The sequence below is a fragment of the Sporosarcina sp. P26b genome, assembly GCF_002743245.1.
GTDB classification, from domain to species: Bacteria; Bacillota; Bacilli; order Bacillales_A; family Planococcaceae; genus Sporosarcina; species Sporosarcina ureae_C.
In genome coordinates this window covers 39972-65160 of sequence record NZ_PDYW01000013.1, presented here as the reverse complement: position 1 = coordinate 65160, position 25189 = coordinate 39972, and the positions used below count along the sequence as shown (strand labels likewise).

General features: G+C 39.1%; 22 protein-coding genes and 1 riboswitch. Of the genes, 14 read left to right on the top strand and 8 right to left on the bottom strand.

The features are described 5' to 3' along the window. The first annotated feature begins 185 nt into the window (after positions 1-185). Positions 186-297, top strand: a riboswitch (SAM riboswitch). Positions 298-418: 121 nt separating this feature from the next. From CSV69_RS11675 to CSV69_RS11665, 3 genes are read left to right on the top strand one after another with little or no spacing between them, the layout of a single operon-like run. Further along, positions 419-1432, top strand: a complete 1014-nt coding sequence (locus tag CSV69_RS11675; RefSeq protein ID WP_085427278.1) for a methionine ABC transporter ATP-binding protein — start codon at positions 419-421, stop codon at positions 1430-1432. After that, complete coding sequence (locus CSV69_RS11670) at positions 1425-2093, top strand: methionine ABC transporter permease (protein ID WP_099626028.1); 669 nt, start codon at positions 1425-1427, stop codon at positions 2091-2093. The genes CSV69_RS11675 and CSV69_RS11670 overlap by 8 nt, the downstream gene beginning before the upstream one ends. 18 nt (positions 2094-2111) lie before the next feature. Beyond that, positions 2112-2936: a MetQ/NlpA family ABC transporter substrate-binding protein gene (locus CSV69_RS11665; RefSeq protein ID WP_099693488.1), complete on the top strand. Its 825-nt coding sequence runs from the start codon at positions 2112-2114 to the stop codon at positions 2934-2936. Positions 2937-3021: 85 nt separating this feature from the next. Here the strand turns inward: CSV69_RS11665 and sdaAA are convergent, their stop codons facing one another. Both sdaAA and CSV69_RS11655 read right to left on the bottom strand, forming a co-directional pair. Next, positions 3022-4599, bottom strand: coding sequence for an L-serine ammonia-lyase, iron-sulfur-dependent, subunit alpha (sdaAA, locus tag CSV69_RS17330; RefSeq protein WP_085427275.1), 1578 nt, complete (start codon positions 4597-4599; stop codon positions 3022-3024). 181 nt (positions 4600-4780) lie between these two features. Next, complete coding sequence (locus CSV69_RS11655) at positions 4781-5836, bottom strand: M42 family metallopeptidase (RefSeq protein ID WP_099693487.1); 1056 nt, start codon at positions 5834-5836, stop codon at positions 4781-4783. Between the two features lie 177 nt (positions 5837-6013). Between CSV69_RS11655 and CSV69_RS11650 the strand changes: the two genes are divergently transcribed. Continuing rightward, positions 6014-6499 carry an STAS domain-containing protein gene (locus CSV69_RS11650; protein WP_099693486.1) on the top strand — a complete coding sequence of 162 codons (486 nt, stop codon included), beginning with the start codon at positions 6014-6016 and terminating at the stop codon, positions 6497-6499. A 56-nt stretch (positions 6500-6555) separates the two neighbouring features. Here CSV69_RS11650 and CSV69_RS11645 read toward each other — a convergent pair whose 3' ends face one another. Beyond that, complete coding sequence (locus CSV69_RS11645) at positions 6556-6993, bottom strand: universal stress protein (RefSeq protein WP_085427273.1); 438 nt, start codon at positions 6991-6993, stop codon at positions 6556-6558. A 598-nt stretch (positions 6994-7591) separates the two neighbouring features. Between CSV69_RS11645 and CSV69_RS11640 the strand changes: the two genes are divergently transcribed. The 9 genes from CSV69_RS11640 (at position 7592) to CSV69_RS11600 (ending at position 17063) form a co-directional block, all read left to right on the top strand. Next, positions 7592-8470 carry an alpha/beta fold hydrolase gene (locus tag CSV69_RS11640; protein ID WP_085427272.1) on the top strand — a complete coding sequence of 293 codons (879 nt, stop codon included), beginning with the start codon at positions 7592-7594 and terminating at the stop codon, positions 8468-8470. A gap of 333 nt (positions 8471-8803) precedes the next feature. Then, on the top strand, positions 8804-9247 hold the full coding sequence (locus CSV69_RS11635; protein WP_099693485.1) for an Lrp/AsnC family transcriptional regulator: 444 nt from the start codon (positions 8804-8806) through the stop codon (positions 9245-9247). Between the two features lie 35 nt (positions 9248-9282). Then, positions 9283-10209: an ABC transporter permease gene (locus tag CSV69_RS11630; RefSeq protein ID WP_099693484.1), complete on the top strand. Its 927-nt coding sequence runs from the start codon at positions 9283-9285 to the stop codon at positions 10207-10209. A gap of 7 nt (positions 10210-10216) precedes the next feature. Next, positions 10217-11146: an ABC transporter permease gene (locus CSV69_RS11625; RefSeq protein WP_369823957.1), complete on the top strand. Its 930-nt coding sequence runs from the start codon at positions 10217-10219 to the stop codon at positions 11144-11146. A 20-nt stretch (positions 11147-11166) separates the two neighbouring features. After that, the gene (locus CSV69_RS11620) at positions 11167-12189 is read left to right on the top strand and encodes an ABC transporter ATP-binding protein (protein ID WP_085427269.1); all 1023 of its coding nucleotides are present in this window, start codon (positions 11167-11169) and stop codon (positions 12187-12189) included. Then, the gene (locus tag CSV69_RS11615) at positions 12182-13135 is read left to right on the top strand and encodes an ABC transporter ATP-binding protein (RefSeq protein ID WP_085427268.1); all 954 of its coding nucleotides are present in this window, start codon (positions 12182-12184) and stop codon (positions 13133-13135) included. Before CSV69_RS11620 ends, CSV69_RS11615 begins: the two co-directional genes overlap by 8 nt. A 59-nt stretch (positions 13136-13194) precedes the next feature. After that, the gene (locus tag CSV69_RS11610) at positions 13195-14814 is read left to right on the top strand and encodes a peptide ABC transporter substrate-binding protein (protein ID WP_085427267.1); all 1620 of its coding nucleotides are present in this window, start codon (positions 13195-13197) and stop codon (positions 14812-14814) included. A 73-nt stretch (positions 14815-14887) separates the two neighbouring features. Further along, positions 14888-15256, top strand: a complete 369-nt coding sequence (locus CSV69_RS11605; RefSeq protein WP_085427266.1) for a DUF3899 domain-containing protein — start codon at positions 14888-14890, stop codon at positions 15254-15256. A gap of 28 nt (positions 15257-15284) precedes the next feature. Continuing rightward, the gene (locus tag CSV69_RS11600; protein ID WP_099693483.1) at positions 15285-17063 is read left to right on the top strand and encodes a S9 family peptidase; all 1779 of its coding nucleotides are present in this window, start codon (positions 15285-15287) and stop codon (positions 17061-17063) included. Between the two features lie 99 nt (positions 17064-17162). Here CSV69_RS11600 and CSV69_RS11595 read toward each other — a convergent pair whose 3' ends face one another. From CSV69_RS11595 to CSV69_RS11575, 5 genes are read right to left on the bottom strand one after another with little or no spacing between them, the layout of a single operon-like run. Continuing rightward, on the bottom strand, positions 17163-18458 hold the full coding sequence (locus tag CSV69_RS11595; RefSeq protein ID WP_085427264.1) for an amidohydrolase: 1296 nt from the start codon (positions 18456-18458) through the stop codon (positions 17163-17165). Between the two features lie 42 nt (positions 18459-18500). Beyond that, positions 18501-20027 carry an AbgT family transporter gene (locus tag CSV69_RS11590; RefSeq protein ID WP_085427263.1) on the bottom strand — a complete coding sequence of 509 codons (1527 nt, stop codon included), beginning with the start codon at positions 20025-20027 and terminating at the stop codon, positions 18501-18503. A gap of 16 nt (positions 20028-20043) precedes the next feature. After that, complete coding sequence (locus tag CSV69_RS11585) at positions 20044-21486, bottom strand: M20 family metallopeptidase (protein ID WP_085427262.1); 1443 nt, start codon at positions 21484-21486, stop codon at positions 20044-20046. Positions 21487-21519: 33 nt separating this feature from the next. Further along, positions 21520-22764, bottom strand: a complete 1245-nt coding sequence (locus CSV69_RS11580) for a M20 family metallo-hydrolase (protein ID WP_099625492.1) — start codon at positions 22762-22764, stop codon at positions 21520-21522. Between the two features lie 2 nt (positions 22765-22766). Then, positions 22767-24092, bottom strand: a complete 1326-nt coding sequence (locus CSV69_RS11575; RefSeq protein WP_085427260.1) for a hypothetical protein — start codon at positions 24090-24092, stop codon at positions 22767-22769. A 476-nt stretch (positions 24093-24568) separates the two neighbouring features. Here CSV69_RS11575 and CSV69_RS11570 point away from each other — a divergent pair, with 476 nt between their 5' ends. After that, positions 24569-25135, top strand: coding sequence for a DUF4256 domain-containing protein (locus CSV69_RS11570; RefSeq protein ID WP_085427259.1), 567 nt, complete (start codon positions 24569-24571; stop codon positions 25133-25135). Positions 25136-25189: the final 54 nt, after the last annotated feature.

Below are 25189 nucleotides of genomic sequence, written 5' to 3'. Positions count from 1 at the left end.
TTCATCGATCTTCGCAGACCAGTATGCTTCTTTCTCTTTTCTTTTCAAATAAATACCTCCCAAAATGTGTTCTATGGGAGGAGTATCTCACGAATCTTCTTCTATTAATATGTGTTCACTATTTGACGCTTACGTTTTATTAATTCAGATTAGTATATGTTTTACGCATCTAAATGAATAGCAATCTCTTATCAAGAGCGACTGAGGGGAAAGGCCCTATGAAGTCCAGCAACCCCTTGGAAGGATCAAGGAAGGTGCCAAATCCTACAGCATGGTTTTCCATCTGAGAGATAAGCTGAGAATATATCAGTACTTCTTTCATTTAGAAAAATGAAAGAAGTTTTTTATTTATAAAGAAATTTTAATTCCAGCTATACTTATACTCTTTGGCTGCTGGAATACAGAAAGAAGTGAGAATATGATCCAAATTCAACATTTGTCTAAAGTATATCAGACAAAAGAGAGAGTGGTAAAAGGTGTAGATGATGTATCACTTAACATCGGGACTGGAGAAATATTTGGTATTGTTGGATATTCTGGAGCGGGTAAAAGTTCTCTTATACGCTGTTTGAATTTATTAGAAAAGCCAACGAGCGGTACTATTTTGATTGATGAAGTGAATTTAACGAAATTATCTGGAGCACAGCTTCGACAGGCACGTTTAAAGATCGGAATGATTTTCCAGCATTTTTATTTAATTAGCCAAAAGACGATTTTCGAAAATATCGCTTTCGCTTTACGGGCAGCAAAAATGCCTTCGGACAAAATAGAGACGCGTGTATTAGAACTTCTTGAAATGGTAGGTCTTTCTGAAAAACGTCATGTATATCCTGCGCAGTTGAGTGGGGGCCAGAAACAACGTGTCGGTATAGCGAGAGCTCTGGCCAATAATCCTTCCGTTTTGCTTTGTGATGAAGCTACATCTGCACTTGATCCAAATACGACGATGTCTATTTTACGATTGCTGAAAAAGATCAATAAAGAATTGAATATTACCATTGTATTAATTACGCATGAGATGAATGTTGTAAAAGAGATTTGTGATCGCATGGCGATTATGCAAGATGGAAAAGTTATTGAAGAAGGACAAGTGTATGACATCTTTTCTAATCCAGTTCAACCTTTGACGAAGGAATTTATTAGCAGTGTAGTGTCTTATGATATCCCTGAAGCGGTCATGTCGAATTTGGCAGGGACACTAATAAAGATCACATTTAAAGGTGAAGTAGCGATGGAGGGTGTGATTTCCGATACGATGCAGAAGTACAAGGTCAAAGGAAACTTCTTGCATGGATCGATTGAATATATTCAAGAACGAGCACTTGGAATTTTCTTAATGGAATTACAAGGTGAACGTCAAGAAGTCAAGCAAGCAATTGCATACATACTCAAACAAAACGCACAAGTGGAGGTGATCCGCCAACATGTTTGATCTAGCCCACATCATGGAACTCATGCCGGACATTACAAAAGCATTTGGTGAAACTCTTTATATGATCGGTATCTCCCTAACGATTGCGCTAATTGTTGGATTACCTCTTGGCGTCCTGTTATTTACAACAGACAAAGGATTATTTTTAGAGAACCGGGCAATTAATTCGGTTGTAGGTTTTTTCGTCAATATTATTCGTTCAATTCCATTCATTATTCTACTTGTAGCTTTAATACCTTTGACGAAACTGATCGTTGGAAATACAATTGGACCGGCAGCTGCAAGTGTATCGCTTTCTGTAGCAGCAATTCCGTTCTTTGCGAGAATCGTTGAAACATCCATGCGTGAAATAGACAAAGGGGTTATAGAGGCAGCCATTTCAACGGGTGCTTCGCCGTGGATGATTATTTGGAACGTGTTACTACCTGAATCTAAATCGAGCATTATCCAAGGACTTACACTGACGTTAATCAACTTAGTTGCCTATTCAGCAATGGCTGGATTTGTTGGTGGAGGCGGAATTGGGGACTTAGCTATTCGTTTCGGCTACTATCGATATGATGACAGTATTATGCTAGTCACTGTCGCCATTTTAATAGTGCTAGTACAGTTGATTCAATTTGGTGGAGATCGTTTTTCAAAAATGATAGATAAAAGATAATAGGGGAGAGATGGATTTATGAAGAAACTGGTACTTGCATTCATTCTTACTGCGTTGGTTGCAGCATTGGCAGCTTGTGGAGGAGAAAAGTCTACTGAAAAGTCGGATGATGATAAAAATATTCATTTTGGTGCAACAGCAGGTCCTTATAGTGACATGCTAAAAAAGGCAATACAACCTGGTCTTGAGGAAAAAGGATATACGGTTAAAATCACAGAATTCAGCGACTATATTCAGCCGAATATTTCGTTGGACAGTGGAGATATTGATGCGAACTTGTTCCAAAATATTACGTACTTAGAAAACTTCGAGAAAGAAAACAATATGGAACTCTCTGAGTTGATTATCGTACCGACAGCGCCATTAGGTATCTATTCAAATAAATATAAGTCTCTTGACGAAATTGAAGATGGATCAACCATTACTATTCCCAATGATCCAGTAAACGCTGCGAGAACATTATATGTATTGGAAGATGCAGGATTAGTAAAAATGGATGAAGAAATTGACCAATTGACGGCATCTGAAAAAGACATCGCGGAAAATCCGAAAAACTTAGTCATTCAGCCGGTGGAAGCGGGACAATTACCTCGTTCGGTGGAAGGGTCTGATTTGGCCGCGGTACCTGGTAACTTTGCAATTGCAGCAAATATGGATTTGTTAGACGCACTAGCTTTAGAAGATATGCCGGACCAGTTCCGTAATGTCGTAGCTGTCAAAACAGAAAATGAAGATAAGCAATTCGCGAAAGATATTATTGAAGTAGTAGAATCTGATCAATTTTTAGAAGTCATTGAATCTGAATTTAAAGGTTTCGGCAAACCAGCTTGGATGGAAAAGTGAAACTCGGATTTATAAGAATACCGTAAAAAACACCAGACCCGAAGACGATGGAAAGTGTCTTCAGGTCTGGTGTTTTACTGCTTTTTTACTCTGTTTCTACTAATACTATATCATCGATAATCGGAACATCGCGTTTCAATACTGCCAACATTTCATCGTCTACTTGACTATCGATTTCACAAATCGTGATGGCGGGTCCATCAATCGCAAACCGTTCGTTGGCCATACGTGCAATATTGATTCCTTTTCTTGAAAGAATCCCAAGAAGATCGGCGATGACACCTTTTTGATCCGTATGACGAATTAGGAGTGCAGGTCGTTCGCCAGAGAATTTTAAAGGATAGTCGTCTAGTTCTTGTACTTCAATTTTACCGCCACCAAGTGAACTGGCAAGGACTTTTATGGAGTTGGTTGGTCCAGTCAATTCCACGAGGACAGTATTCGGATGATAGCTGCCGAGCACACGCTTCGTGAACTCGTAGTGTAATCCTGTTTTTTCAGCTAGCTCTTTTGCATGTGGAATTCTTTCATCTGTCGTATTGAAACCCATGACACCAGCAAGCAATGCTAAGTCAGTACCGTGACCTTGATAAGTAGTAGCGAAAGAGCCCATTAGTGAGAACTTCGCGTGTGTTGGTTGTTCATTCAGCAACTGATATGCAACATTGCCTATTCGTACAGCACCGGCAGTATGTGAACTCGAAGGACCAATCATAACAGGTCCAATGATTTCGTAGGCGCTCTGGTATTTAGCCGGAGCCCCTTTACTCTTTTCTTTATTGCCCTTGTCATTACTGAATACTTGATTCTTTAATTTTTGCCCTGTTGGAGTGCCGGCCAATCCGCCAATGCCTGTTTCACGTAATGATTCAGGCATTTGCTGTCCCACTTCGTGCATTACATGAATGACTTCGTCAGGAGGGATGATGCTCACTACACCTGCCATCGCCATGTCTGCTGCAGCTTCAGCTGTAATAGCATGCAATCCATTTCGAATAATACAAGGAATTTCTACTAAGCCTGCTACTGGATCACAAACAAGTCCCAATGAATTTTTCAGTGCAATACCGATTGCGTGTCCGACTTGATCAGGCGTACCACCAGCAAGTTCCACTAATGTACCTGCCGCCATTGCTGTAGCAGAACCGACTTCCGCTTGGCATCCTCCCGCGGCTCCTGAAATAGAAGCGCGGTTTGCGATGACCAACCCTAGCGCAGACGCCGTGAACATAGATAAAACGATTTGTTCGCGTGTGTACTTGCCCGTATCAAGTGCATGCACGAGAACGGCAGGTAAGATTCCTGCCGAACCGGCTGTAGGAGTGGCAACGATTCTTCCCATATTCGCATTTACTTCAGATACAGCTAATGCGTTTGCTGCGGTATTTAGTGTTGAAGGATGAACGAATGAATTGCCTTGTTTCGCGTAATCATATAAACGTTGCCCATCTCCACCTGTTAATCCCGTCCGTGACATAACGGAAGTAGTCGTTCCTTTACGAACTGCTTCTTCCATAACGGTAAATTGTTCCGACATTTTCTTGATGATAGTTTCTCTCTGCATGCCTTTTTGTTTAATTTCAGACAGAATCATTAACTCGTATATCGGAGTGTTGTCCTGTTCCGCATGCTCGATCAGTTGGTTTAAACTCGTGAATGCCATGTGTATTTGCTCCCTATAGAGAACTGTTCCATATAGAAAAAACAGGAACCGCTCTCGCTGTATTTGATAGAACTGACTGACAATTTGAAAGCGCTTACCTCTTATTATTTGTTATTTCACACGTAATGTCAATGAATCGAAAAGGCACTAGAGCATTAAATGCCCAGTACCTGTTTTTGGTTTAATAGTTTTGAAGATCGGATAGCAAATAATAATAGATCAATTGTGAAGTGTTTTTCAAAGAATCCTCATGTGTACGTTCAAACGCATGGGAAGAGTCAATTCCAGGACCAATTAAGCCGTGTATAATATCGTGGCCCGCTTTAATAGCCGCGGATGCATCAGAGCCATAGTGTGGATACATATCAATTTGGTATCCTATGTCATTTTTATTGGCTAGCTCTACTAGATGGTTGCGTAATCCATAGTGGTACGGACCGCTAGAGTCTTTTGCGCAAATAGACACTGTGTACTCATCCGTTGTCTGACCGTCCCCCATGGCCCCCATATCGACAGCCAAGTACTCTACTGTTTCCTCAGTAATATTAGAGTTACCGCCATATCCAATTTCTTCATTATTCGAAATCAGGAAGTGGGTAGTGTAAGGCAACACAATATTTTCTGTTTGGATATGTTTGATAAGTTGCAGCAAGATGGCAACACTCGCTTTATCATCTAGGTGGCGGGATTTAATAAAGCCATTATCCGTGATTTCTACGCGTGGTTCAAGCGAGACGAAATCCCCAACTTCAATACCGAGTTTGCGAATTTCTTCTGCGGTATGTACTTTTGCATCGATGCGGACTTCCATGTTCACTTGATTGCGATCTGCGGTACCAGCATTTTTATACACGTGTACAGACGTTTGATGGAGTAAGATCGTCCCCGTAATCGTCTTGCCAGATGCCGTATGAATCTTACAATACTCTCCTTCAATTGAATTGTAGTGATAGCCGCCAATTAAATCGAGTTTTAGACGACCATTACTTTTCACTTCCTTGACCATCGCACCCAGTGTGTCGACGTGGGCAGTTAACATACGGTGTTCTTTATCATTTGTACCCGGTAAAGTGGCGATTAATCCACCTTTACGATTGCGTTTAGTTTCCACATTATATGCCTGTAAAAAGTCCTCTACAAAAGAAATTACTTGTTTCGTATAACCGGAAGGACTTGGAATGGATACGAGTTGCTGAATAAGTTCCTTCGTTTCAGTTATGTTTGCTTGATAAGCCATGTAATGAATCTCCTTTTATTGGATGGTTTTAGCTTAGTTTATCGTGTTAGAAACTTAGTTTCAACGATTTGAAATGATTTGATTCCTTCGGAGTAGATTGACCTATGGTATAATTGTTTAATAAAAATACATTGTAGAAACTAAAAGTTTTACTTGGAAAGGTGAGGAAATCCTTCTATGAATAAAGAAACAAGTTCCACACAACAAATTAAAGAGTTAAAAGAAAAGATCGTAGCTTATGAAAAAATAATAGAAGACTTGTCGGCTCCTATTATACCTTCTATTGTGCCCGAAACAATTTTGGTTCCTCTAACGGGTGCTCTTTCGGTAGGACGCTTTATACATATTCAGGATAAAGTTGTACAAAGAATATTATCTAACAATATACATACAGTAGTATTTGATTTTACTGATATTGGTTCTTTTTCCGTAGAAGAAAATATGGGATATGAGTTGTTGAGTGAAAAAATCAATGAGTTAGTCAGCGTGCTACAATTAATGGGGACAGAAACCGTTTTTGTAGGATTTTCACCTGAGTTTGCACAAAACTTGATTTTATCCAATGTGTCCAATTTTAATCAGATTCGTGCTTTTACGAATTTTCGTGAAAGTCTTCAGTATTTGCTCGAAATAAAGGGATTGGAAATCGTAAGTAAAAAATAAAATAATGCCTGTGCAACAGAGGATGGTATCTTCCGCTGTTACACAGGCAATTTATATTACATATCGCTTTGTCGAACGACCAATACGTCACATTTTGCAGTTAAAACGATGGCTTCTGATACAGAGCCGAGGAAATAATGCTCGACATTTTTCAAGCCTTGGGCACCGCAGACGATTAAATCAGCTTCTACTACAAGAGCGAGATCCTTGGAAATATTGATTTTTGGATCACCGTGCTTGATATGTGTTTCCACGTGTTCAAGTCCTTCTTCTTTGGCAATGGTTTCATAGCTGTTTAGCAGATCCACTATATGCTGCTTTTCACGTTCCAGAAAGGAAGCATCCTCCTCATCAATAGAGAAAACATCAATGATATTGACGATGTGTAGCCTCGCATCAACTTCTTGCTTTGCCACCTCAATCGATTTATGCAAAGCCCATTTAGCTTCATTTGATCCATCTACCGCGACGAGAATACTCTTATATTCATTCATCTGGAAAATCCCCTTCCGTAAAATCTAGATAATTATTCGTTCAGTATGATATAGCAACGATAGTATGGTAAAAACTACTTGTTATTCTACCTTAATTATACCATATTTATACACTCGCCATGATTGAGTCTTAAGAGTAATTCATTTTGTGAAACGCATAACTTTCACATAAATTATTAGTTAATTACTTACTAAATAGTCATTAAAAACCATCTCAAAAGACTAGTTATATGTCGTGTAAGTGAATTTTATAATTAATTATACCTAATAAATTAATAGTCAAAATAAGAGTATCGAGCAATAAATTAATGCAGCTAGGGTCTGTCGATAAAATATTTTTAGTTATAAATTGAAATACTATTTAAAGATATACAAGAATTGAATAGATAGTCTTTAAAATACTATAGGTCAGCCACTTGATCGTGATTTCTATTATTCAAATTAAAGTGAAATATTTATCTTTTAACTAGCTTAGTAGACTGAAAATTATAGAAAAAGATTTTACAAACCTAGTCAATATAAAAATGTGGTGCTACACTTGATTAAGTTTTTGAGAAATAGTGTAAATGACAAAAACAAAATCATTGGAGGTTTTTATATGTACGCTCATGTTAACGGAGTAAAGTTATTTTTTGATGTAGAGGGAATGGGTTTTGTTCCTGATGGACCGATTATGCGGGAGAAGCCAGTTTGCTTTATTCTTCACGGAGGACCAGGAGGAGATCACACAGGTTTTAAACCAGCCTTAAGTCCATTGGCGGAAGATATGCAGCTCGTTTATGTTGATTATCGTGGTAGTGGAAGATCAGAAAAAGGACCACAATCCACATACACACTTGAAAATAACGTGGAAGACCTAGAAGAACTAAGAAAGTATCTAGGATTAGATAAGATTGTGTTAATGGGTCAATCTTATGGTGGAATGGTTGCATTGGAGTATGCAAGGAAGTATCAGGAAAATCTCAAGTCATTGCTACTTGTCGTAACTGCACCAAGCGGTAAGTTCTTAGAGAAGGCAAAAGAAACTGTCAAACTAAAAGGGACTCCTAAACAAAAGGAAATGGCACAAATTCTATTCGACGGTGCTTTTGAATCGACAGAACAGCAAAGTGAATACTTTAAGGTGATGGCGCCTATGTATTCTTATAGCTATTCAGATACACCTGAAGCGGAATTAGCTAGAAATCATGCTGATCAGCGTGCGAATCGTTCTTATCAAGCACTAAACGAAGGGTTTGGTGGTTTTTTACGAGAGTATGATGTGGAAGAGTTTTTGCCATCCATTCACGTTCCTACACTAATTATTACAGGTAGACATGACTGGATCACACCGGTAGAGGGATCCATTCTTATGAGTGAAAAAATTCCAAACAGCGAATTAGTAATCTTTGAAGAAAGTAGTCACTCAGTAGTAAAAGATGAACACGAAAAGTTTATTCAAACAGTTAAAGAATTTGTGGAAAAGAAGATTAGATAATGCAATAACATAACGTCTTGAGCATTGGATTCATTCAATGCCAAGGCGTTTTTCTATTATGAAATGGTAAGAGGGGGAAAAAATATAATAACTTTGGATCTAAAACGCTATCAAATAGAAGTTTATAGTGCGATGTATAGTATTAATAATAAAGTTATTTAAAAGATTCGGAAAATTGGTTGCAATCCAATAGTTTAGTTATTATAATAACGTGTAAGGTGTCACAAAGAGTACATATTCAGAAAAAAGTACTATTAATTTCCTTAGTATTTTATAAATAGTATGCATGTAAGTACTTATCCAGTTATTAACTACCGGAAGTGGGTGATTTAAATAAAGCAGCTAGATGAACTAGATACGCATATTATTAAACTGTTGTCAAAAGATGGTCGAATGTCATTCAGGGAATTAGCTAAGAGTACAGAAGTTACTGAAAAAACTGTGAGGCTGCGATATGCACACTTGATTGACAGTGGAATACTGGAAATCGTGGGACGAATTAATCCTATTACAATTGGATTAAAAGAAGGTGCCATCATTCAGTTAAAAGTGAAGCCGGATTGTTGGGAAAGTGTTATAGAGTATTTATCCAAGATCCGTAGCATCCGCTACATCACTATAACTACTGGAGATTATCCAATATTGATTCAGGTAGCGGCAGCAAATCAAGAAGAAATTGCAGAACTCATAATTAGATTATATAAACATGAAGAGATTACAGAGGTAAATTCGATGATTCAATTAGAGTTGTCAAAAAGTTCTTATCAAGTAGACTGAAATTTCGGTAAAAGGCAGGGAGGGGGAATGTCCGAATGTACATATTAAAACGTGTTTTAACAATGATTTTAACAATATGGGTGATTGTCACCTTAACATTTGTGATGATGAAGTTTATACCAGGTGATCCTTTTGCATCTGACGCGGACGTCTTACCGCCGGAAGTATTAGAAAACATGAGAGCCCAATACAATCTGGATAAGCCAGTAGCGGTTCAGTATGCGCTGTACTTAAAAGGTTTAGCTAGTTTTGATTTAGGGCCTTCCATCGAGTCGCGCACAAGAACTGTAAACGATATTATAAAGTCCGGTTTTCCACCGTCAGCCTTCTTGGGCTTACAGTCCCTAGTCATCGCACTTTTCTTTGGACTACTACTTGGAATTATTGCCGCACTTTATCACAATCGATTCCTAGATTATATTTCTATGATTGTAGCTATTATAGGGATTTCGATACCAAGCTTTATATTGGCACCACTTTTAATTAAAGTGTTTTCAGTAGATTTAAGGATCTTCCCCGTAGCCACTTGGGGAACATGGATGCATACTGTTCTACCTTCTATCGCATTAGCCTCCATGCCCCTGGCAGTAGTTGCAAGATTCATGCGCTCCAGCATGATTGAAGTGATGAATGCAAATTATATTCGAACTGCAGATGCAAAAGGATTGAGCACAGCAGGAATTGTCATCAAACACGGAATCCGAAATGCTATTCTTCCTGTCGTCTCCTTTATAGGGCCGTTATTTGTTTCATTGATTACGGGAACATTTGTAATAGAAAAGATATTCGCAATACCAGGTATTGGTCGATACTTTGTAGATAGTATTTTTAACCGAGATTATCCGGTAATTATGGGTACGACCATATTCTTTAGTGTCATTTTAGTATTAACATTGTTCTTGATAGATATTTCATACAGACTTATTGATCCAAGAATTAGTCTTACAAGTAAGGAGGGTTAATGTGGTTATAAAACAAAACACCGATTCAGTATTTACTCCGTTGCATCCGGATAAAAAGATTGCGGATGAGATACAGCGACCTAGTTTAAGTGTATGGAAAGATACATTATTAAGTGTCTTAAAGAACAAACTTGCGTTAGTTGGATTCTTTTTACTAGCCGCAATCGTATTTCTAGCAATCTTCGGTCCGTCGATGGTTCCATATTCTCCTTCTGGACAAGACTTGACGAAAACTAATTTAGCGCCTTCATCGGCTCATTGGTTCGGTACGGATAACTTAGGAAGAGATATGTGGGTGCGTTCTTGGTATGGTGCGCGCGTTTCATTAATTATCGGTATTGTGGCCGCAATCATCGACTTGATATTAGGGTTAATTGTAGGTGGAGTGTCTGGTTATATGGCTGGTCGCGGCAAGAAAGGCGACCGTATCGATAGCGTATTAATGCGAATCGTTGAAGTGCTATACGGAATTCCTTACTTGTTGATCGTAATTTTGTTGATGGTCATCATGGAGCCGGGAATTACGGCAATTATTATCGCACTATCGATTACAGGTTGGGTAGGAATGGCCCGGATCATCCGAGGACAAATTTTACAGCTGAAATCACAGGAATATGTTCAGGCTGCTGAGAAGATGGGGACATCCCATAGGAAGATCATTATGAAACATTTACTTCCCAATACAATGGGGATCATTATCGTTAATCTAACATTCACGATTCCAACAGCGATCTTCGCTGAATCTTTCCTAAGTTTCTTGGGACTAGGTGTTCAAGCGCCATTCGCTAGTTGGGGAACAATGGCCAATGATGCACTGGGTGTAATCTTAAGCGGTCAATGGTGGAGACTCTTCTTCCCTGGGTTCCTAATTTCACTAACAATGTTCGCATTTAACGTATTTGGAGATGGGATTCAAGATGCGTTAGATCCGAAATAAGGAAACTGGAGGTGCACAACATGAGTAAATTGCTAGAAGTGAAAAATTTGAAAGTAAATTTCAGCACCTACGGGGGAGAAGTAAAGGCGGTACGAGATGTCTCCTTTCATATAAATGAAAGTGAAATCTTGGCCATCGTAGGCGAAAGTGGTAGTGGAAAGAGTGTTACGGTTCAAACAATCATGGGTCTACTTCCTAAAAAGGTCTCCAAAATTAAAAGTGGAACTATTCATTATAAAGGAAAAGACTTGCTGAAACTAAAGAGAAGTGAATTGCGTAAGTTGAAAGGTTCTAAAATTAGTATGGTATTCCAAGATCCCATGACATCGTTGAATCCTACTATGAGAATAGGAACACAAATCGCAGAGGGACTCATTATTCATCATAACGTGAGTAAAAGAGAAGCTAAGGTACAGGCGTTAGAAATGATTAAACTAGTCGGTATTCCTAATCCTGAACAGCGATATAATCAATATCCACATGAATTTAGTGGGGGAATGCGGCAGCGCGTAATGATTGCGATCGCTTTAGCGTGTAAGCCGGAATTGCTTATTGCGGATGAACCTACAACAGCACTCGACGTAACTATTCAGGCACAAGTGCTAAACCTCATGATTGATTTGAAAGATAAAATGAATACATCGATTATATTGATTACACATGACTTGGGCGTAGTGGCGGAAACTGCTGAACGAGTAGCTGTTATGTATGCAGGCGTAATAGTAGAGACAGGAACAGTAAATCAAATCTTTAAAGAACCGAAACATCCGTATACGTGGGGATTAATGGAGTCCATACCAGATATGTATAGTGATCAAAAGGAAAGACTTATACCTATTGAAGGATCACCACCAGATTTGTTTGCCCCTCCAAAAGGTTGTCCATTTGTGATGAGATGTAAATATGCAATGGAGATTTGTGAAAGTAAGATGCCGGGGGATTATGAAATCAGTCCGAATCATACCGCTAAATGTTGGTTAAATGATGAACAATCGCCAAGTGCAGAAGAAGTGATTGCGTTAGGGGGAGCCATGTATGAATGAAGTGCTGGTTAAAATCGATAACTTAAAAAGACATTTCCCTGTAGCCGGAAAGAAAACTGTTAAGGCGGTTGATGACATATCACTTTTTATCAGAAAAGGTGAAACGCTTGGTTTGGTAGGAGAGAGTGGTAGTGGGAAGTCTAGTCTAGGAAGATTAGTAGTAGGCTTGGACAAACCTACTTCGGGTTCTATTACATTTGAAGATAAAAACTACGCTAACCTGACCAAAAAAGAACAACGGATCATCAATCGGGAAGTACAGATTATTTTCCAAGATCCTCACGCGTCGCTGAATCCAAGAATGCGTATAGGTGAAATTATTGCTGAGGGAATTGACGGATACAAGTTATCAAAAGGTAAAGAACGAAAGGAAACAGTGTATAACTTATTGGAGAAAGTTGGACTTCGACCAGAGCATGCTCAGCGATATCCCCATGAGTTTAGTGGTGGTCAAAGGCAACGTATAGGTATTGCACGCGCTTTAGCCGTACAACCCAAATTCATCGTAGCTGATGAACCAATCTCCGCTTTGGATGTTTCCATACAAGCACAAGTAATTAATCTACTGGAAGATTTAAAAGAACAAGAACAACTTACGTATTTATTTATTGCCCATGACTTAGGCATGGTGAAGCATATCAGTGACCGTATCGGAGTTATGTATTTAGGGAAAATGATGGAGTTGGCAAGTAGTGATGACTTGTTTAAAAATCCATTACATCCTTATACACAGGCTTTAATGTCGGCTATTCCAGTTGCCGATCCAAGTTTGATCAAGAGAGATCGTATTGTGCTAAAAGGAGATCCGCCAAGTCCAGTGAATCCTCCTAGTGGATGTCGATTCAGAACACGTTGTGCACACGCTATGGATATATGTGCCGCTGTAGAGCCTGAATGGAAAGAAGTAGAGAAAGATCATTTCACGGCTTGCCACTTATATACCTGACTGATTGCTGGATAGTTACTACAGATTCAAAGATATAAAAACATATAGGAGGGATAATTTTGAAGAGAATATTGTGGCTTTTTATAACGATTTTGTCGTTAGGAACAATTCTAGGTGCATGTGGCGGTAAAAATGATGGAGATGAAGCTTCATCAGGAAAAGATGCAAAACAAGAAATTACGATGAACGCGAAGAGTGAACCGCCTTCCATGGATCCTGCGTTAGCAACGGATACAACATCTGGTTGGGTAATGGATCACGTTTTTGAAGGACTTTATACACGCGATCAAGACGGGAAAACAGTACCTGGTCTTGCTGAAGAAGCTGAAGTTTCAGAAGATGGAAAGACACATACCTTTAAAATCCGAGAAGATGCTAAATGGTCTGATGGTAGTCCATTGACAGCAAATGATTTTGAGTTTGCGTGGAAACATGTACTAAATCCAGACACAGGGAGCTCATTTGCCTTCTACTTATATTATATTGAGGGTGCAGAAGAGTATAACAAAGGAAAAGGTACTGTGGAAGATGTTGCTGTAAAGGCTTTAGATGAAAGAACACTCGAAGTTACATTAAATGCACCACTTGGATACTTTGATACACTATTAACTATGTGGACATTCTATCCGGTTAAAGAAGAGTTAGTATCTAGCGATGCAAATTGGGCTGCAGAAGCCGATACGTATGTCAGTAATGGTCCATTCAAAATGACAGGTTGGAGTCATGATAGCGAACTTGTTATTGAAAAGAATGATGAATATTACAAAGAAGATGAAGTGAAATTAGATAAAATCACATTTAAAATGATTGGTGAGGCAACAACAGCTTATCAAATGTACAAAACAGATGAGCTAGACTTTATGATGACGTTACCGACAGATGCAATTGAGTCAGAAAAAGGTAATGAAGACTTTGAAATCGTACCTTACTACGGAACATATATGTACATGTTTAACGTAGAAAAAGAGCCATTTACAAATGAAAAAATCAGAAAAGCATTTGGTATGGCAGTGGATCGCAAAGTACTATCTGAGAATGTTACGTTAGCTGGTGAAATTCCTGCATACGCAATGGTTCCTGAAGGTGCAGATACGCCTAAAGGAGATTTCCGCGAAGAAGGTGGAGACTACTTTAAGGAAGATATTGATGAAGCAAAGAAGCTACTTAAAGAAGGTATGGAAGAAGAAGGTTGGTCTACACTTCCTGCAGTAACACTTCTTTATAACACCGATGAAAACCATAAGAAAATTGCGGAAGCGGCTCAAGAAATGTTCAAACAAAACCTTGGCGTAGAAATTAAGCTTGCGAACCAAGAGTGGAAAACATATCTTGAAACTACGAAAACTCATAACTTCCAGATGGCTCGTATGGGCTGGATCGGTGTATTCGTTGACCCTGTAGTAAACCTTGACTATTTCTTAGGTGATAGCCCGAACAACCGTACAGGATGGGTCAATGAAGAGTTTGACCGCATTATGGCGGAATCAAAAGTAGAACAAGATCAAGAAAAACGTTATGAAATGTTACATCAGGCAGAAGAAATCTTAATGGAAGACTTCCCGATGATGCCAATTCACTTCTACACAAACACATATTTAATGAAGACAAATATTAAAGGTTCTGCTAACTATGTAAACCGTTATCCGTTCATGAAATGGGCAGAAGTAGAAGCTAAGTAATCAGTAAACAACCCTTTATCATATTTGATAGAGGGTTGTTTTCAATGAAAATGCGTATAGGGAGAAATGTGGAATGCTAACTTTACTTATAGCGGGAATGACAATCATTACGTGGATATTAATCGGTACACTGGGATCCTTCTCACTAGTAGAGATGGCTAATATGACTTTTCTTGTAGGGTTAGTCGGTCTGGTTGTCTATGCAATCGTCATGATCATTGAATCTAACTTCTTAACAATATTCATGAGTGGATTCAAGAAAATTAAGTATGTAGCATTTCCGCAATCACGATCATCTAAAAGAACAGACGACTTATTGAATGAAGATCATGAATTGGCTGAATGGAAAACTTCTATCCAGCGTGGATTCAAAAAGGCCGCTGCCGCTATCGCATTTCCGACTCTGGCTATTTCATTAGTTTGTTTAGCTTTGTATTATTGAGTGTAAAAATTACAGAAGAGGTGCAAATATGGAAGACCATCTTTCGCTTTATCTAAATGTTATCAATGCGTATAACCCAGTTGTATATCCAGGAAATAATAAATTTACGTTTATAAGTAAAAAATCTGGAATACCCCAAGCTTATATTTGGGATGAAAATAAGAGTGATGTAGAATTATTGGGAGACTTTGAAGACCGCATCATGTCTGTTTATCATTCCCCAAGTGCCAAGCAGACAATTGTCGGAATGGATTACGAGGGAAATGAAAAGCAACAATTTTATAAGATCGACACGGAAGGCAATGCTGAAGCAATTGTGCTATCACCAAAGCATTTTAATAACTTTGGTGGTTGGTCTGATGATGAGAAAAGCATAGCATATTCCAGTAATCGAAGAAGTAGTGGTTTTTTTGATGTATTCGTTCTAGATTTATCCACACGAAAAGAAGAACTAGTTTACGAATTCGATGGGAATTGTACACCTGTACGCTGGCTAGACAAAGAATATCCGCGTATTGTAGTTTCAATACAAGAGACTAATATCTTTAGTACGTACAAGATACTTGATCTGAAAACACAGGAACTATTAAACATCGGACCTAGTCAAAATAAGGCTCGGTACCAATCACTGGTCTTTTCAAAAGATCAAAAAGCGGGCTATGTATTGTCTGACTTCGAAAAAGACAAATTAGCCGTTTATCGTTTTGATACGGAATCTGCAGGGGAGCTAGAGTTACTAGCTAGTGAACCCGAATGGGATATTACAGAGATTTCATTATCTCCATGCCAAAAATTCATCGTCCTTAATATAAATGCAGGTGGCACGTCTATTCTTAAGCGTTATGATATTCAAACACAAGAAGTTAAAACTCTACCTGGTATTCCTAGTGGCGTAATTGACTCTCTTTCATGGACTGAAGGTCAGGAACTACTCTTCGCTCTTAAGAATCCTTTGATGCCAGGTGATATTTGGAAATATAATTTGGACGATAAAACCTCTACACGTTTGACTCACTTCGGTGTATGTGAAGAAATCGAACAGCTTCTCGTGGAGCCTGAAGTATGTCAGTTCAGCTCATTTGATGGACTGCAAGTTCCTTACTTCTATTATTCAAATGAACAGCGACCAAAGGCTACAGTGATTTATGTTCATGGTGGACCTGAAAGCCAAATAAAAGCAGAATTCAATCCAGTGATTCAGTACTTGGTATCCAAAGGTTTTGCAGTAGTGGCACCTAATGTACGAGGTAGTCTAGGTTACGGCAGAAAGTATATTCAGTTAGATGACGGAAGAAAACGTATGGATGCTGTAGCGGATCTTGCCAGTCTGGTAGATGATTTAGTGAAAACTAAATCGATTGATCCAGACAAGATTGGGATTATGGGACGAAGTTACGGGGGCTTCATGGTACTCGCCGCATTAACACATTATCCGGAGTTATGGGCGGCCGGTGTTGATATCGTTGGTATTTCACACTTTAAAACTTTCCTAGAAAATACAGGACCTTGGAGAAGGAAACTACGGGAATATGAATATGGAACGCTTGGTGCAGATGATGACTTCTTTGAAGAAATCGCACCTTTGAATCACTTAGAACGTATCGAAGCTCCGTTGCTAGTGTTCCACGGAAAAAATGATACTAGAGTACCTGTCAGTGAGGCAGAGCAGTTAACGGCTACTATGCGTGAACTGAAGAAGGATGTCGAACTGGTCGTGTTTGAAGATGAGGGACATCAAACAGATAAGCTTTCCAATCATATTACGATGAATACATTAATTGTAGAGTTTTTCAACAAGACATTATAAAGGTTATTTAATAGAAGGAAAAAATCCCCTTACCAGTTTTGATCTCAAAATGGTAAGGGGATTTTAATATCGTCTAGTCATAAATCGAACAGTGAAATGTTATTGTACTTCGTTACGATTTGAATGACTTAATTCTACTGCAGTTTCGAATAAAATTTCCACCGCTGGAAGAAGGGTATCTTCATTGATATCGAAACATTCATGGTGATGTCCTGCAGCCAAATCTGTACCAAAAATACAGTAAGTTGCTTGACCGCCATGCTGATGAACAGATTCGAGGAAGTAAGTTGCATCTTCTGAACCGGCACTATCTTCACTAGTGATCATGACTTTTTCGATAAAGGAATGTTGCTCAGCAATTTCACCCAATCTTTTAGCTAAGTCTTCAGAACATTTAGCGCTGACGGCTTCTCCAGCAGTTTCGATTGTATAGTCGATTCCATACATCTGTGCAGCACCTGCAACGATATTCTTTACTTGTTCCTTCATATAGTCGTTTACTTCACTAGTCTCTCCGCGCGTCTCGGCAATCAAAGTTGCATGGTTGGCTATGACATTTCTTCCTGATCCAGCATGTAGTTCACCGACGTTTATCCGTGAATCTCCGCCAGAGTGGCGACAAATAGCGTGCATATTCAATGTTGCGCTTGCCGCTGCTAGTAACGCATTTTTACCCACTTCAGGTTCACTACCAGCGTGTGCAGCTTTACCAGTAAACGTAATATTAAGCTTTGTCGTAGCTAGAAAACCATTATTTGCTGCGACAAAATGGTGCTGTGGCACGCCTGTTCCAATATGAGAAGCAACGAAGTAATCTACGTCGTCTACTACTCCAGCACGAGCCATTGCCTTTGCTCCACGTGTTCCTTCTTCAGCTGGTTGGAAAATCAACTTGATGACACCATTTAACTTATCCTGATTTCCAGCTAACATAGTAGCCAGTCCAAGACCGATAGAAGTATGCGCATCGTGTCCGCATGCATGCATAGAACCTTCAGCAGTAGAGCGGAAATCTAAACTCATAGGTGCATGCTGTTCAGTGTCAGATTCTAGAATAGGTAGAGCGTCCATGTCAACGCGGAAAGCGACGGTAGGTCCAGGTCGCTTCGTATCCATTGTTGCAACGATTCCTGTGAAACCTTCCTCGAAATGAGGAAGGAAACGTTCCACGGCTCCATTTTCTCTTGCCCACTCCACGTGTTGACGGGTCTTTTCTGCAGTAGGTTTCCCCATACATTCGTCTTCTTTCATGACTTCTTTTCCTAATTTTAAGTCGTAGCCTAAGCTATCCAATATGTTTGCTACGATGGAAGCTGTGCGCATTTCTAGAAAACCTTGTTCAGGAAAGCGATGAAAATCTCTTCTCCAGCTAATGATCTGTTGTTCTAATTGCATGGTGTTACCTCCTATATAAATCGATCGTATCTAACTGATGAATTACAAGCGAGCATGAATACCAGGTCCAAATGGAATACCAAGATAGAAGAATACCATGATTAATATAATCCATGTGATCAAGAACACAATTGTATATGGGATCATTAGAGACATATATGTTCCGATACTGGCTTTTTTATCATATTTTTGCATGAATGCTAAGATGATAACCATATACGGGAACAAAGGCGTAACAATGTTTGTTGAAGAATCTGCTACACGGTAAGCGACTTGAGTAAATGCCGGATGGTAGCCGAGTTGCATGAACATTGGGACAAATATCGGCGCCTCGATTGCCCACTTTGCTGAACCTGAAGTGATCAGGAAGTTCATTAGTGATGTGAAAATAATATAACCTACGATGAGTGGCATTCCTGTAAAGTTGACACTCGTCAGGAATTCTGCACCGTTTACTGCAACCCAAGTACCGAGGTTAGACCAGTTGAAGTAAGCTGTAAACTGAGCGATAGCGAAAACAAGTACGATATAACTGGACATGTCTCGAATCGAGTCAGCCATGTATTTACTGACGTCTTTACTTGATTTGATTTTACCAACCGTAATACCGAATGTTACACCAATAATGATGAAGAAGAATAGAATGATCGGAATAATCCCATCTAGGAATGGAGAGGGGATGAGTCCGCCGTCTTCATTAGCTAGTGGACTGTTAGGAGCTAGAATTGTACCCACAACAATGGCAATATAGACTAGACCAGCAATCATAGAGTTAATAAATGCTCTTTTGGCATTTGGTAATTCAGTTGTATTCTCTTCCTCTAGCGCGTCTCCTGTGTACTTACCAAGACGAGGCTCGATAAATTTAGTAGTCAATAATCCACCTACGATAGTTAAGGCGAAAACAGAAGCAATGTTAAAGAACCAGTTATCCACTGGAGTAACAGTGAACGATTCATCTAAAAAGCGCGCCGCTTCCGTTGTAATACCTGCAAGTAAAGCATCTGTACCTGCAATGAATAAGTTAGCAGTGAATCCTGCGCCTGCACCGGCGAAACCTGCAGCCAAACCTGCAAGTGGGTGTCGTCCCACTTTATAGAAGACAAGTGCTGCCAATGGCGGAATTAAAACGACTGCAGCATCGGAAGCAAGGTTACCCATGATTCCTACGAATACTACTGTGTAAGTTAATAAATATGGTGGTGATTTTAGGATGGTCTTCCGTACTGCATAATCCAATAAGCCAACCTTCTCCGCTAAACCGATACCTAGCATCATAACCAATACTAAGCCTAGCGGCGCGAAACCGGTGAAGTTATCAAGCATGGAAGTTAAGATGAACTGCAAACCTTCCCCAGAAATTAAGCTCTTGATAGGCAATACATCACCATTGCCCGGATGTACAACAGAAGCGTTAAATAAACTAAAGATCCATGAAACGATAATCATCACAACTGCTAAACCGACAAATAAAGCGAAGGGATCTGGCAGTTTATTTCCTAAACGTTCAACAATATCTAAAAACCTTTGAAACAAACTTTTCTTTGCTACGCCGTTTTTCTCTTTCATGTTGTCACCTCTTAAATTAGATTCGTTTGCCGCCTAGAGTAGATGGTCTAACATCTTTTGGTATGGGAGCGATATATGGATTTTTACTTTGGAACTTTGCATGTTCTTCTTTTATTTGCTTAAGCTGCTCTTCTGAAGATAGGAGATTGATACCTGTCAATGCCATTGCGGATGCAGCGCGCATCATACCTTTGTGAGCAAAGTCAGAGATTCCTTGAGCAGTCATCTGCCATGTATGCAATGCAGTGCCGAGCGTACTAGTTGCTGCAGTTAATTGTGCAGTAGGTACCACCCAGCTCACATCAGCTACGTCCGTAGAACCATAGAATATTTCTTCAGTTTCTTGATAATCCGAAATACCCTCATTTAAGTATTTACCTTCGAATTCACTTCCGTCACCTACATAGCCGAAACCTCTCATTACGTCCAAATAGAATTCCTGTTCATCTGGCGAGAATGTTTCCCAAATTTCTTTGGCATAGGCTATTTCTTGATCGGAAGACTCTTCGACACCAACATCTATTAGATTCTTATATAAAACTTTTTCCAAACTTCTATTGGGTACATAATTTGAGCAAGCTTTAACGAATTCAATTTCAAGTTGTGTCTCAGTCATCAAAGCAGCACCTTCGGCTATTTTACAAATACGTTGATAAATACCTTCTACCTGGTTGTTCTTTGGAGCACGGATTAGATACAGAACTTCCGCACGTGGCTGCACTACTGCAGGTGAAAGACCGCCTGTATCAGTTACTGCATAATGAACGCGGGCATCCTGAATGATATGTTCGCGCAAGTAATTGACACCGACATTCATTAATTCGACAGCATCCAAAGCGCTTCGACCTAAATGTGGAGAGTTTGCTGCATGTGCCGCTACACCTTTAAATTTAAAGGAGATTTGGTAATTGGCTAATGTTGGCTTGCTCATAATGGAGTTACCTGGTGATGGGTGCCATGTTAGGGCTGCATCCACACCTTCAAATTCTCCATCCCGTACCATGAATGTTTTTCCGGAACCGCCTTCTTCGCCAGGACATCCGTAGAAAACGACTGTACCTTCTTGATTATTCTCTTCAAGGTATGCTTTCGCTGCACATGCAGCGGCAAATGCTCCAGTGCCAAGTAGATTATGACCGCAGCCGTGTCCGAAGTCAGGTGATTCCTTGACTTGTTCTGCTTCCGATTTACCTGGGGTTTGACTTAGACCGGGAAGGGCATCGTATTCACCTAAAAAGGCGATGACGGGTTTTCCTGTACCATATGTAGCTTTGAAAGCAGTAGGTATATTTGCAATATTACGCTTGACCTCAAAACCTTGTTTTTCACATTCTGCTGATAAAAATTCAGCAGATTTAAATTCTTCGAAACGCGTTTCTGGGGTATGGAAAATATGTTCAGACACTTGATTAAAGTAATCTTTATGCTCTTCCATATATTCTTTGATGAATGTATTCATTTGAAGTCCTCCTATTTATGTTCGTTAGAATTTTTAACAAGATGTTTTCTTTAAATATTCAGCAATCACTTTTGTACCTTTCAATAAATCTTCCATATTGGCATGTTCTAAAGGGTGATGGCTAATCCCGTCACGACAAGGGATGAATATAAGTCCACAAGGCCATCTTTTGCTCATGTTCATTACATCATGACCAGCACCGCTGTCGAGTGACATCGAAGACAATCCGAACTTTTCGCATATATTAGTGAGAGTTTCTTGTATGCCGGGATCAAGATCAGTAGGTTCATCATCGACAAGTGTTTTAATAGTGAACGAAACGGGTTTGTTCATTTCGATTTGTTGAACGAACCGATTAACCTTTTCTACAAGACGATGCTTTAAATCAGCTTTGGTGCTTCGGATGTCAATGCCTACTACAACTTCTCCAGGTATCATGCTCATAGAATTTGGAGTGTTTTGTATGGTGCTGACCGTGGCTACTAATGCAACGGCTTGCTCCTGGTTAATTTCAATAGTAGCTTCTTCAATAAAGGTTATAAGTGGAGCAATAGCAACAAGTGCATCTTGGCGTTCATTCATGGGAGTTGTACCCGTATGATTTGTTTTGCCTGTGCATGTTATATGAAGTCGGGTAGGTTGAGCGATGGATCGTACTATGCCAATTTCTTTACCAGATTTCTCAAGTTTGCTTGCTTGCTCAATGTGCAATTCAATAAATTGTTCCAGCTGATCATCCTCTAATTGTGCATCCTGAATCCTCTGCCAATCTAGACCTCTTTTTGTAAACGCTTTCTCAAGAGTCACACCATTAACATCCTCATAGGAAGCAACTTTCTCTTTATCCAATAAGCCGCTAATTGCTTTACTTCCGATGGTTGAAACGCTAAAACGTGCAGACTCTTCGCAAGCAAATGCAATAATCGCAATGTTTTTTCGTGGTTGGAAGGATTCATCTTTTAGCATCTTTACTGCTGCGAGACTTGCTACTACGCCAGCAGAACCGTCATAACCTCCGCCATTATAGACAGTATCTACGTGTGAACCAGTCGCAATCCAACCTGCTTGCTTGTCTACTTCCCACAAGGCCCATTGATTACCCGCTGCATCCTCATAGGTTTTCAAACCAAGGCTCTGACTAATTAAACGGAACTGCTCTTGTGATGCTTTCTCTTCTTTTGTATAGCCCAGACGTGAAAAACCTTCCGCTTGATCCATACTTTTTACAAGGTTTATTTGGAGGAGTTTCTCTTCTATCCAATTAATATAATCATTCATGCTTACTCCTCCTTTCCGAAGAGTAGTTCTGTATCTTTAAAGCGATAGACGTTACTTGGACGTCCTCTTGGAGTAGTTTGTGTTTTATTGTACAGCTCAATAATGTCGGCTTGTTGTAATTCCACGAGAATGCGACGTGCATTTCGCTTTGTATTATCAAACCACTGTGCAACATCATCAGCTGTGAACTCTTGTTTATTGTCTCTTCGCGAATTAAGTGCAATTCGGAGTACATCTCGAGCATTGTTTTCCGTTAAATGAAATTTCTCTTGCAGAACAGTACGTATAGCCGCAGTGTTTAGCATACTTCTAAAATCACTTTGTACTTTCTGTGTAATGTCGTTTTTCGTCTTAACGACCAATAGGGAAGGTTCCGCACCGGTTTTTAAGTGATTAAGTCCATACCGTACATGTTGTTCAGCAGCTAAAACAGTTTGTCCATAACCGATAGAAAACCCGATCTCCAACTGATTGTTTAATTTGAAAGATTCAATGGTAGTTAGCAGTGAAGCTTCTACATCTTCATCAATTTCGCCTTTAGTAGTATAGATATAGTAGAGTCCATCTGCCACTTCAACGAATGAACCATTTAACTTTTGTGTAAAAGTCAGTAAATTTTTCTTAAGATCTAAATCCTGATGCTTCCATTCAAAGAGCGATTGATCGATGACGTTACTTGAATTCAACGCTTGGCATCCAATAACAGCCATTTGTAAGTTTTCAAAGCGCTTAGAATTTGCCTTTTCAATAAGTAACTCAATAGCTAATTTAATAGCTATATAAGAAGGGGTCAGTCTATAGACAGGTATATTTCTTTTTCTTAATCTGTCATAAACATCTTTCATAGCTGTGATCGCCACTTCAGATTTACCTTCTATAAATAATTTTTCATGAACGAGAGAAAGTTGTTCAGCATTGCCGTTTAAGGCAGATGAAACAGTTTCAAACTGAAGTTTGTCCAAGTCGTAGAAAGATAACGCTTTTTGTACTTCTTCAGCAGTAATATAGTCAATACTTACAGATTGAATGATTCGTTCTTCTTTTTGTTGGATTTCCAATAGCTTTCCAAAGAAGCTTGATCCATGCAAATAAGGGAAACTCGATTGTTCTTCTTGAACTAAATCATTTTCCAATGCGTACATATGGTTCATTATGCCGGAGAAAAGCCATTGATCAACTATGGGTCTACCTTGCTCAATCAGGGCCGGTAACTCCGTCACATTTTCATAAATATAAGGAATACATTGCGTATTTGGAAACTCTTCTGCTACTTTCAAGATCTTTCCAACTGACTCAGACGGCCCGATAACACCTATCGTAACTTGCAATGGACCACCTCCTTTTACTTTTCTTAATAAGAAACTATATAAGGACATATTCCTTTATGTTTCCCTTATGTTGTTTTCTACATTACTATAGAGCGCTTTCATTGTCTATGATTTTTTATTGAAAATATTTGGTTAAATTAATTATATTAAGATATTAATGTATAGAGAGGGAGGTAGGACTTATTTATTTAACAGAAATAGATTGCAATTTGTATCTAAGTGACTATAAATTGAACATCAATTAATGGTTTTGATAATTCGTAAACTTCCTAAAACAAAATAGAATCCAGTCTGAATTAAATTGAAATGCTAGTATTGATAAAATGTATGTATGTGAAAAGTTATGATAAATTTATTAGAAGAATTCTAAGATATGAGGGGACCTATGTTTGTTTCTGCTAACATTAAAATGGTTTAAGTTCTTTCGTATGCTATATACTTAAGCAAAGTGCATAAATCCTTAGGAGGAATAAAGAATGACAAACGATTCTAATCGCTTAACGATTGAACAACAAGAATATTTACTTAACACACTACAAACACGTTTTGAAGAAAATAGACATCGCCATATAGGTATAGAATGGAAGGGAGTTCAAGACAAGCTCCTAGCTAACATGCAAAAGTTATGGTCTCTAAATGAGATGGAGAATACTGGTGGAGAACCAGATGTCGTGGTGTTTGATACGACATCAGAAGATTATTGCTTTGTTGATTGTTCTATTGAATCACCTGTCGGACGCAGAAGTCTTTGTTATGATCGTCAAGCGTTGGATTCAAGAAAGAAAAACAAACCAGAGAATTCTGCAGTGGATCTCGCAGCAAACATCGGCATTGAACTTTTAACGGAAGATCAGTATAGAAAAATTCAGCAGTTAGAAGAATTTGATAAAAAGACGTCTAGCTGGGTGCAAACACCTGAAGACATTAGAAAACTAGGAGGAGCCTTATTTTGTGATCGTCGGTATAATACGGTTTTTGTGTACCATAACGGTGCGGAATCCTATTATGCTGCTAGGGGATTTAGAGGGATGTTAAGAGTTTGAGTTGGTATAAGAACATGTCGTGATCACAACCTAAGCTAGCCTTGCGCTTTTTAT

What these genes read in the sequence shown, in the direction of transcription:
- CSV69_RS11675 (WP_085427278.1), top strand. Translation starts at nt 419, where the DNA reads ATGATCCAAATTCAACATTTGTCTAAAGTATATCAGACAAAAGAGAGA.
- CSV69_RS11670 (WP_099626028.1), top strand. Translation starts at nt 1,425, where the DNA reads ATGTTTGATCTAGCCCACATCATGGAACTCATGCCGGACATTACAAAA.
- CSV69_RS11665 (WP_099693488.1), top strand. Translation starts at nt 2,112, where the DNA reads ATGAAGAAACTGGTACTTGCATTCATTCTTACTGCGTTGGTTGCAGCA.
- sdaAA (WP_085427275.1), bottom strand. Translation starts at nt 4,599, where the DNA reads ATGGCATTCACGAGTTTAAACCAACTGATCGAGCATGCGGAACAGGAC.
- CSV69_RS11655 (WP_099693487.1), bottom strand. Translation starts at nt 5,836, where the DNA reads ATGGCTTATCAAGCAAACATAACTGAAACGAAGGAACTTATTCAGCAA.
- CSV69_RS11650 (WP_099693486.1), top strand. Translation starts at nt 6,014, where the DNA reads ATGAATAAAGAAACAAGTTCCACACAACAAATTAAAGAGTTAAAAGAA.
- CSV69_RS11645 (WP_085427273.1), bottom strand. Translation starts at nt 6,993, where the DNA reads ATGAATGAATATAAGAGTATTCTCGTCGCGGTAGATGGATCAAATGAA.
- CSV69_RS11640 (WP_085427272.1), top strand. Translation starts at nt 7,592, where the DNA reads ATGTACGCTCATGTTAACGGAGTAAAGTTATTTTTTGATGTAGAGGGA.
- CSV69_RS11630 (WP_099693484.1), top strand. Translation starts at nt 9,283, where the DNA reads ATGTACATATTAAAACGTGTTTTAACAATGATTTTAACAATATGGGTG.
- CSV69_RS11620 (WP_085427269.1), top strand. Translation starts at nt 11,167, where the DNA reads ATGAGTAAATTGCTAGAAGTGAAAAATTTGAAAGTAAATTTCAGCACC.
- CSV69_RS11615 (WP_085427268.1), top strand. Translation starts at nt 12,182, where the DNA reads ATGAATGAAGTGCTGGTTAAAATCGATAACTTAAAAAGACATTTCCCT.
- CSV69_RS11605 (WP_085427266.1), top strand. Translation starts at nt 14,888, where the DNA reads ATGCTAACTTTACTTATAGCGGGAATGACAATCATTACGTGGATATTA.
- CSV69_RS11600 (WP_099693483.1), top strand. Translation starts at nt 15,285, where the DNA reads ATGGAAGACCATCTTTCGCTTTATCTAAATGTTATCAATGCGTATAAC.
- CSV69_RS11595 (WP_085427264.1), bottom strand. Translation starts at nt 18,458, where the DNA reads ATGCAATTAGAACAACAGATCATTAGCTGGAGAAGAGATTTTCATCGC.
- CSV69_RS11590 (WP_085427263.1), bottom strand. Translation starts at nt 20,027, where the DNA reads ATGAAAGAGAAAAACGGCGTAGCAAAGAAAAGTTTGTTTCAAAGGTTT.
- CSV69_RS11585 (WP_085427262.1), bottom strand. Translation starts at nt 21,486, where the DNA reads ATGAATACATTCATCAAAGAATATATGGAAGAGCATAAAGATTACTTT.
- CSV69_RS11580 (WP_099625492.1), bottom strand. Translation starts at nt 22,764, where the DNA reads ATGAATGATTATATTAATTGGATAGAAGAGAAACTCCTCCAAATAAAC.
- CSV69_RS11570 (WP_085427259.1), top strand. Translation starts at nt 24,569, where the DNA reads ATGACAAACGATTCTAATCGCTTAACGATTGAACAACAAGAATATTTA.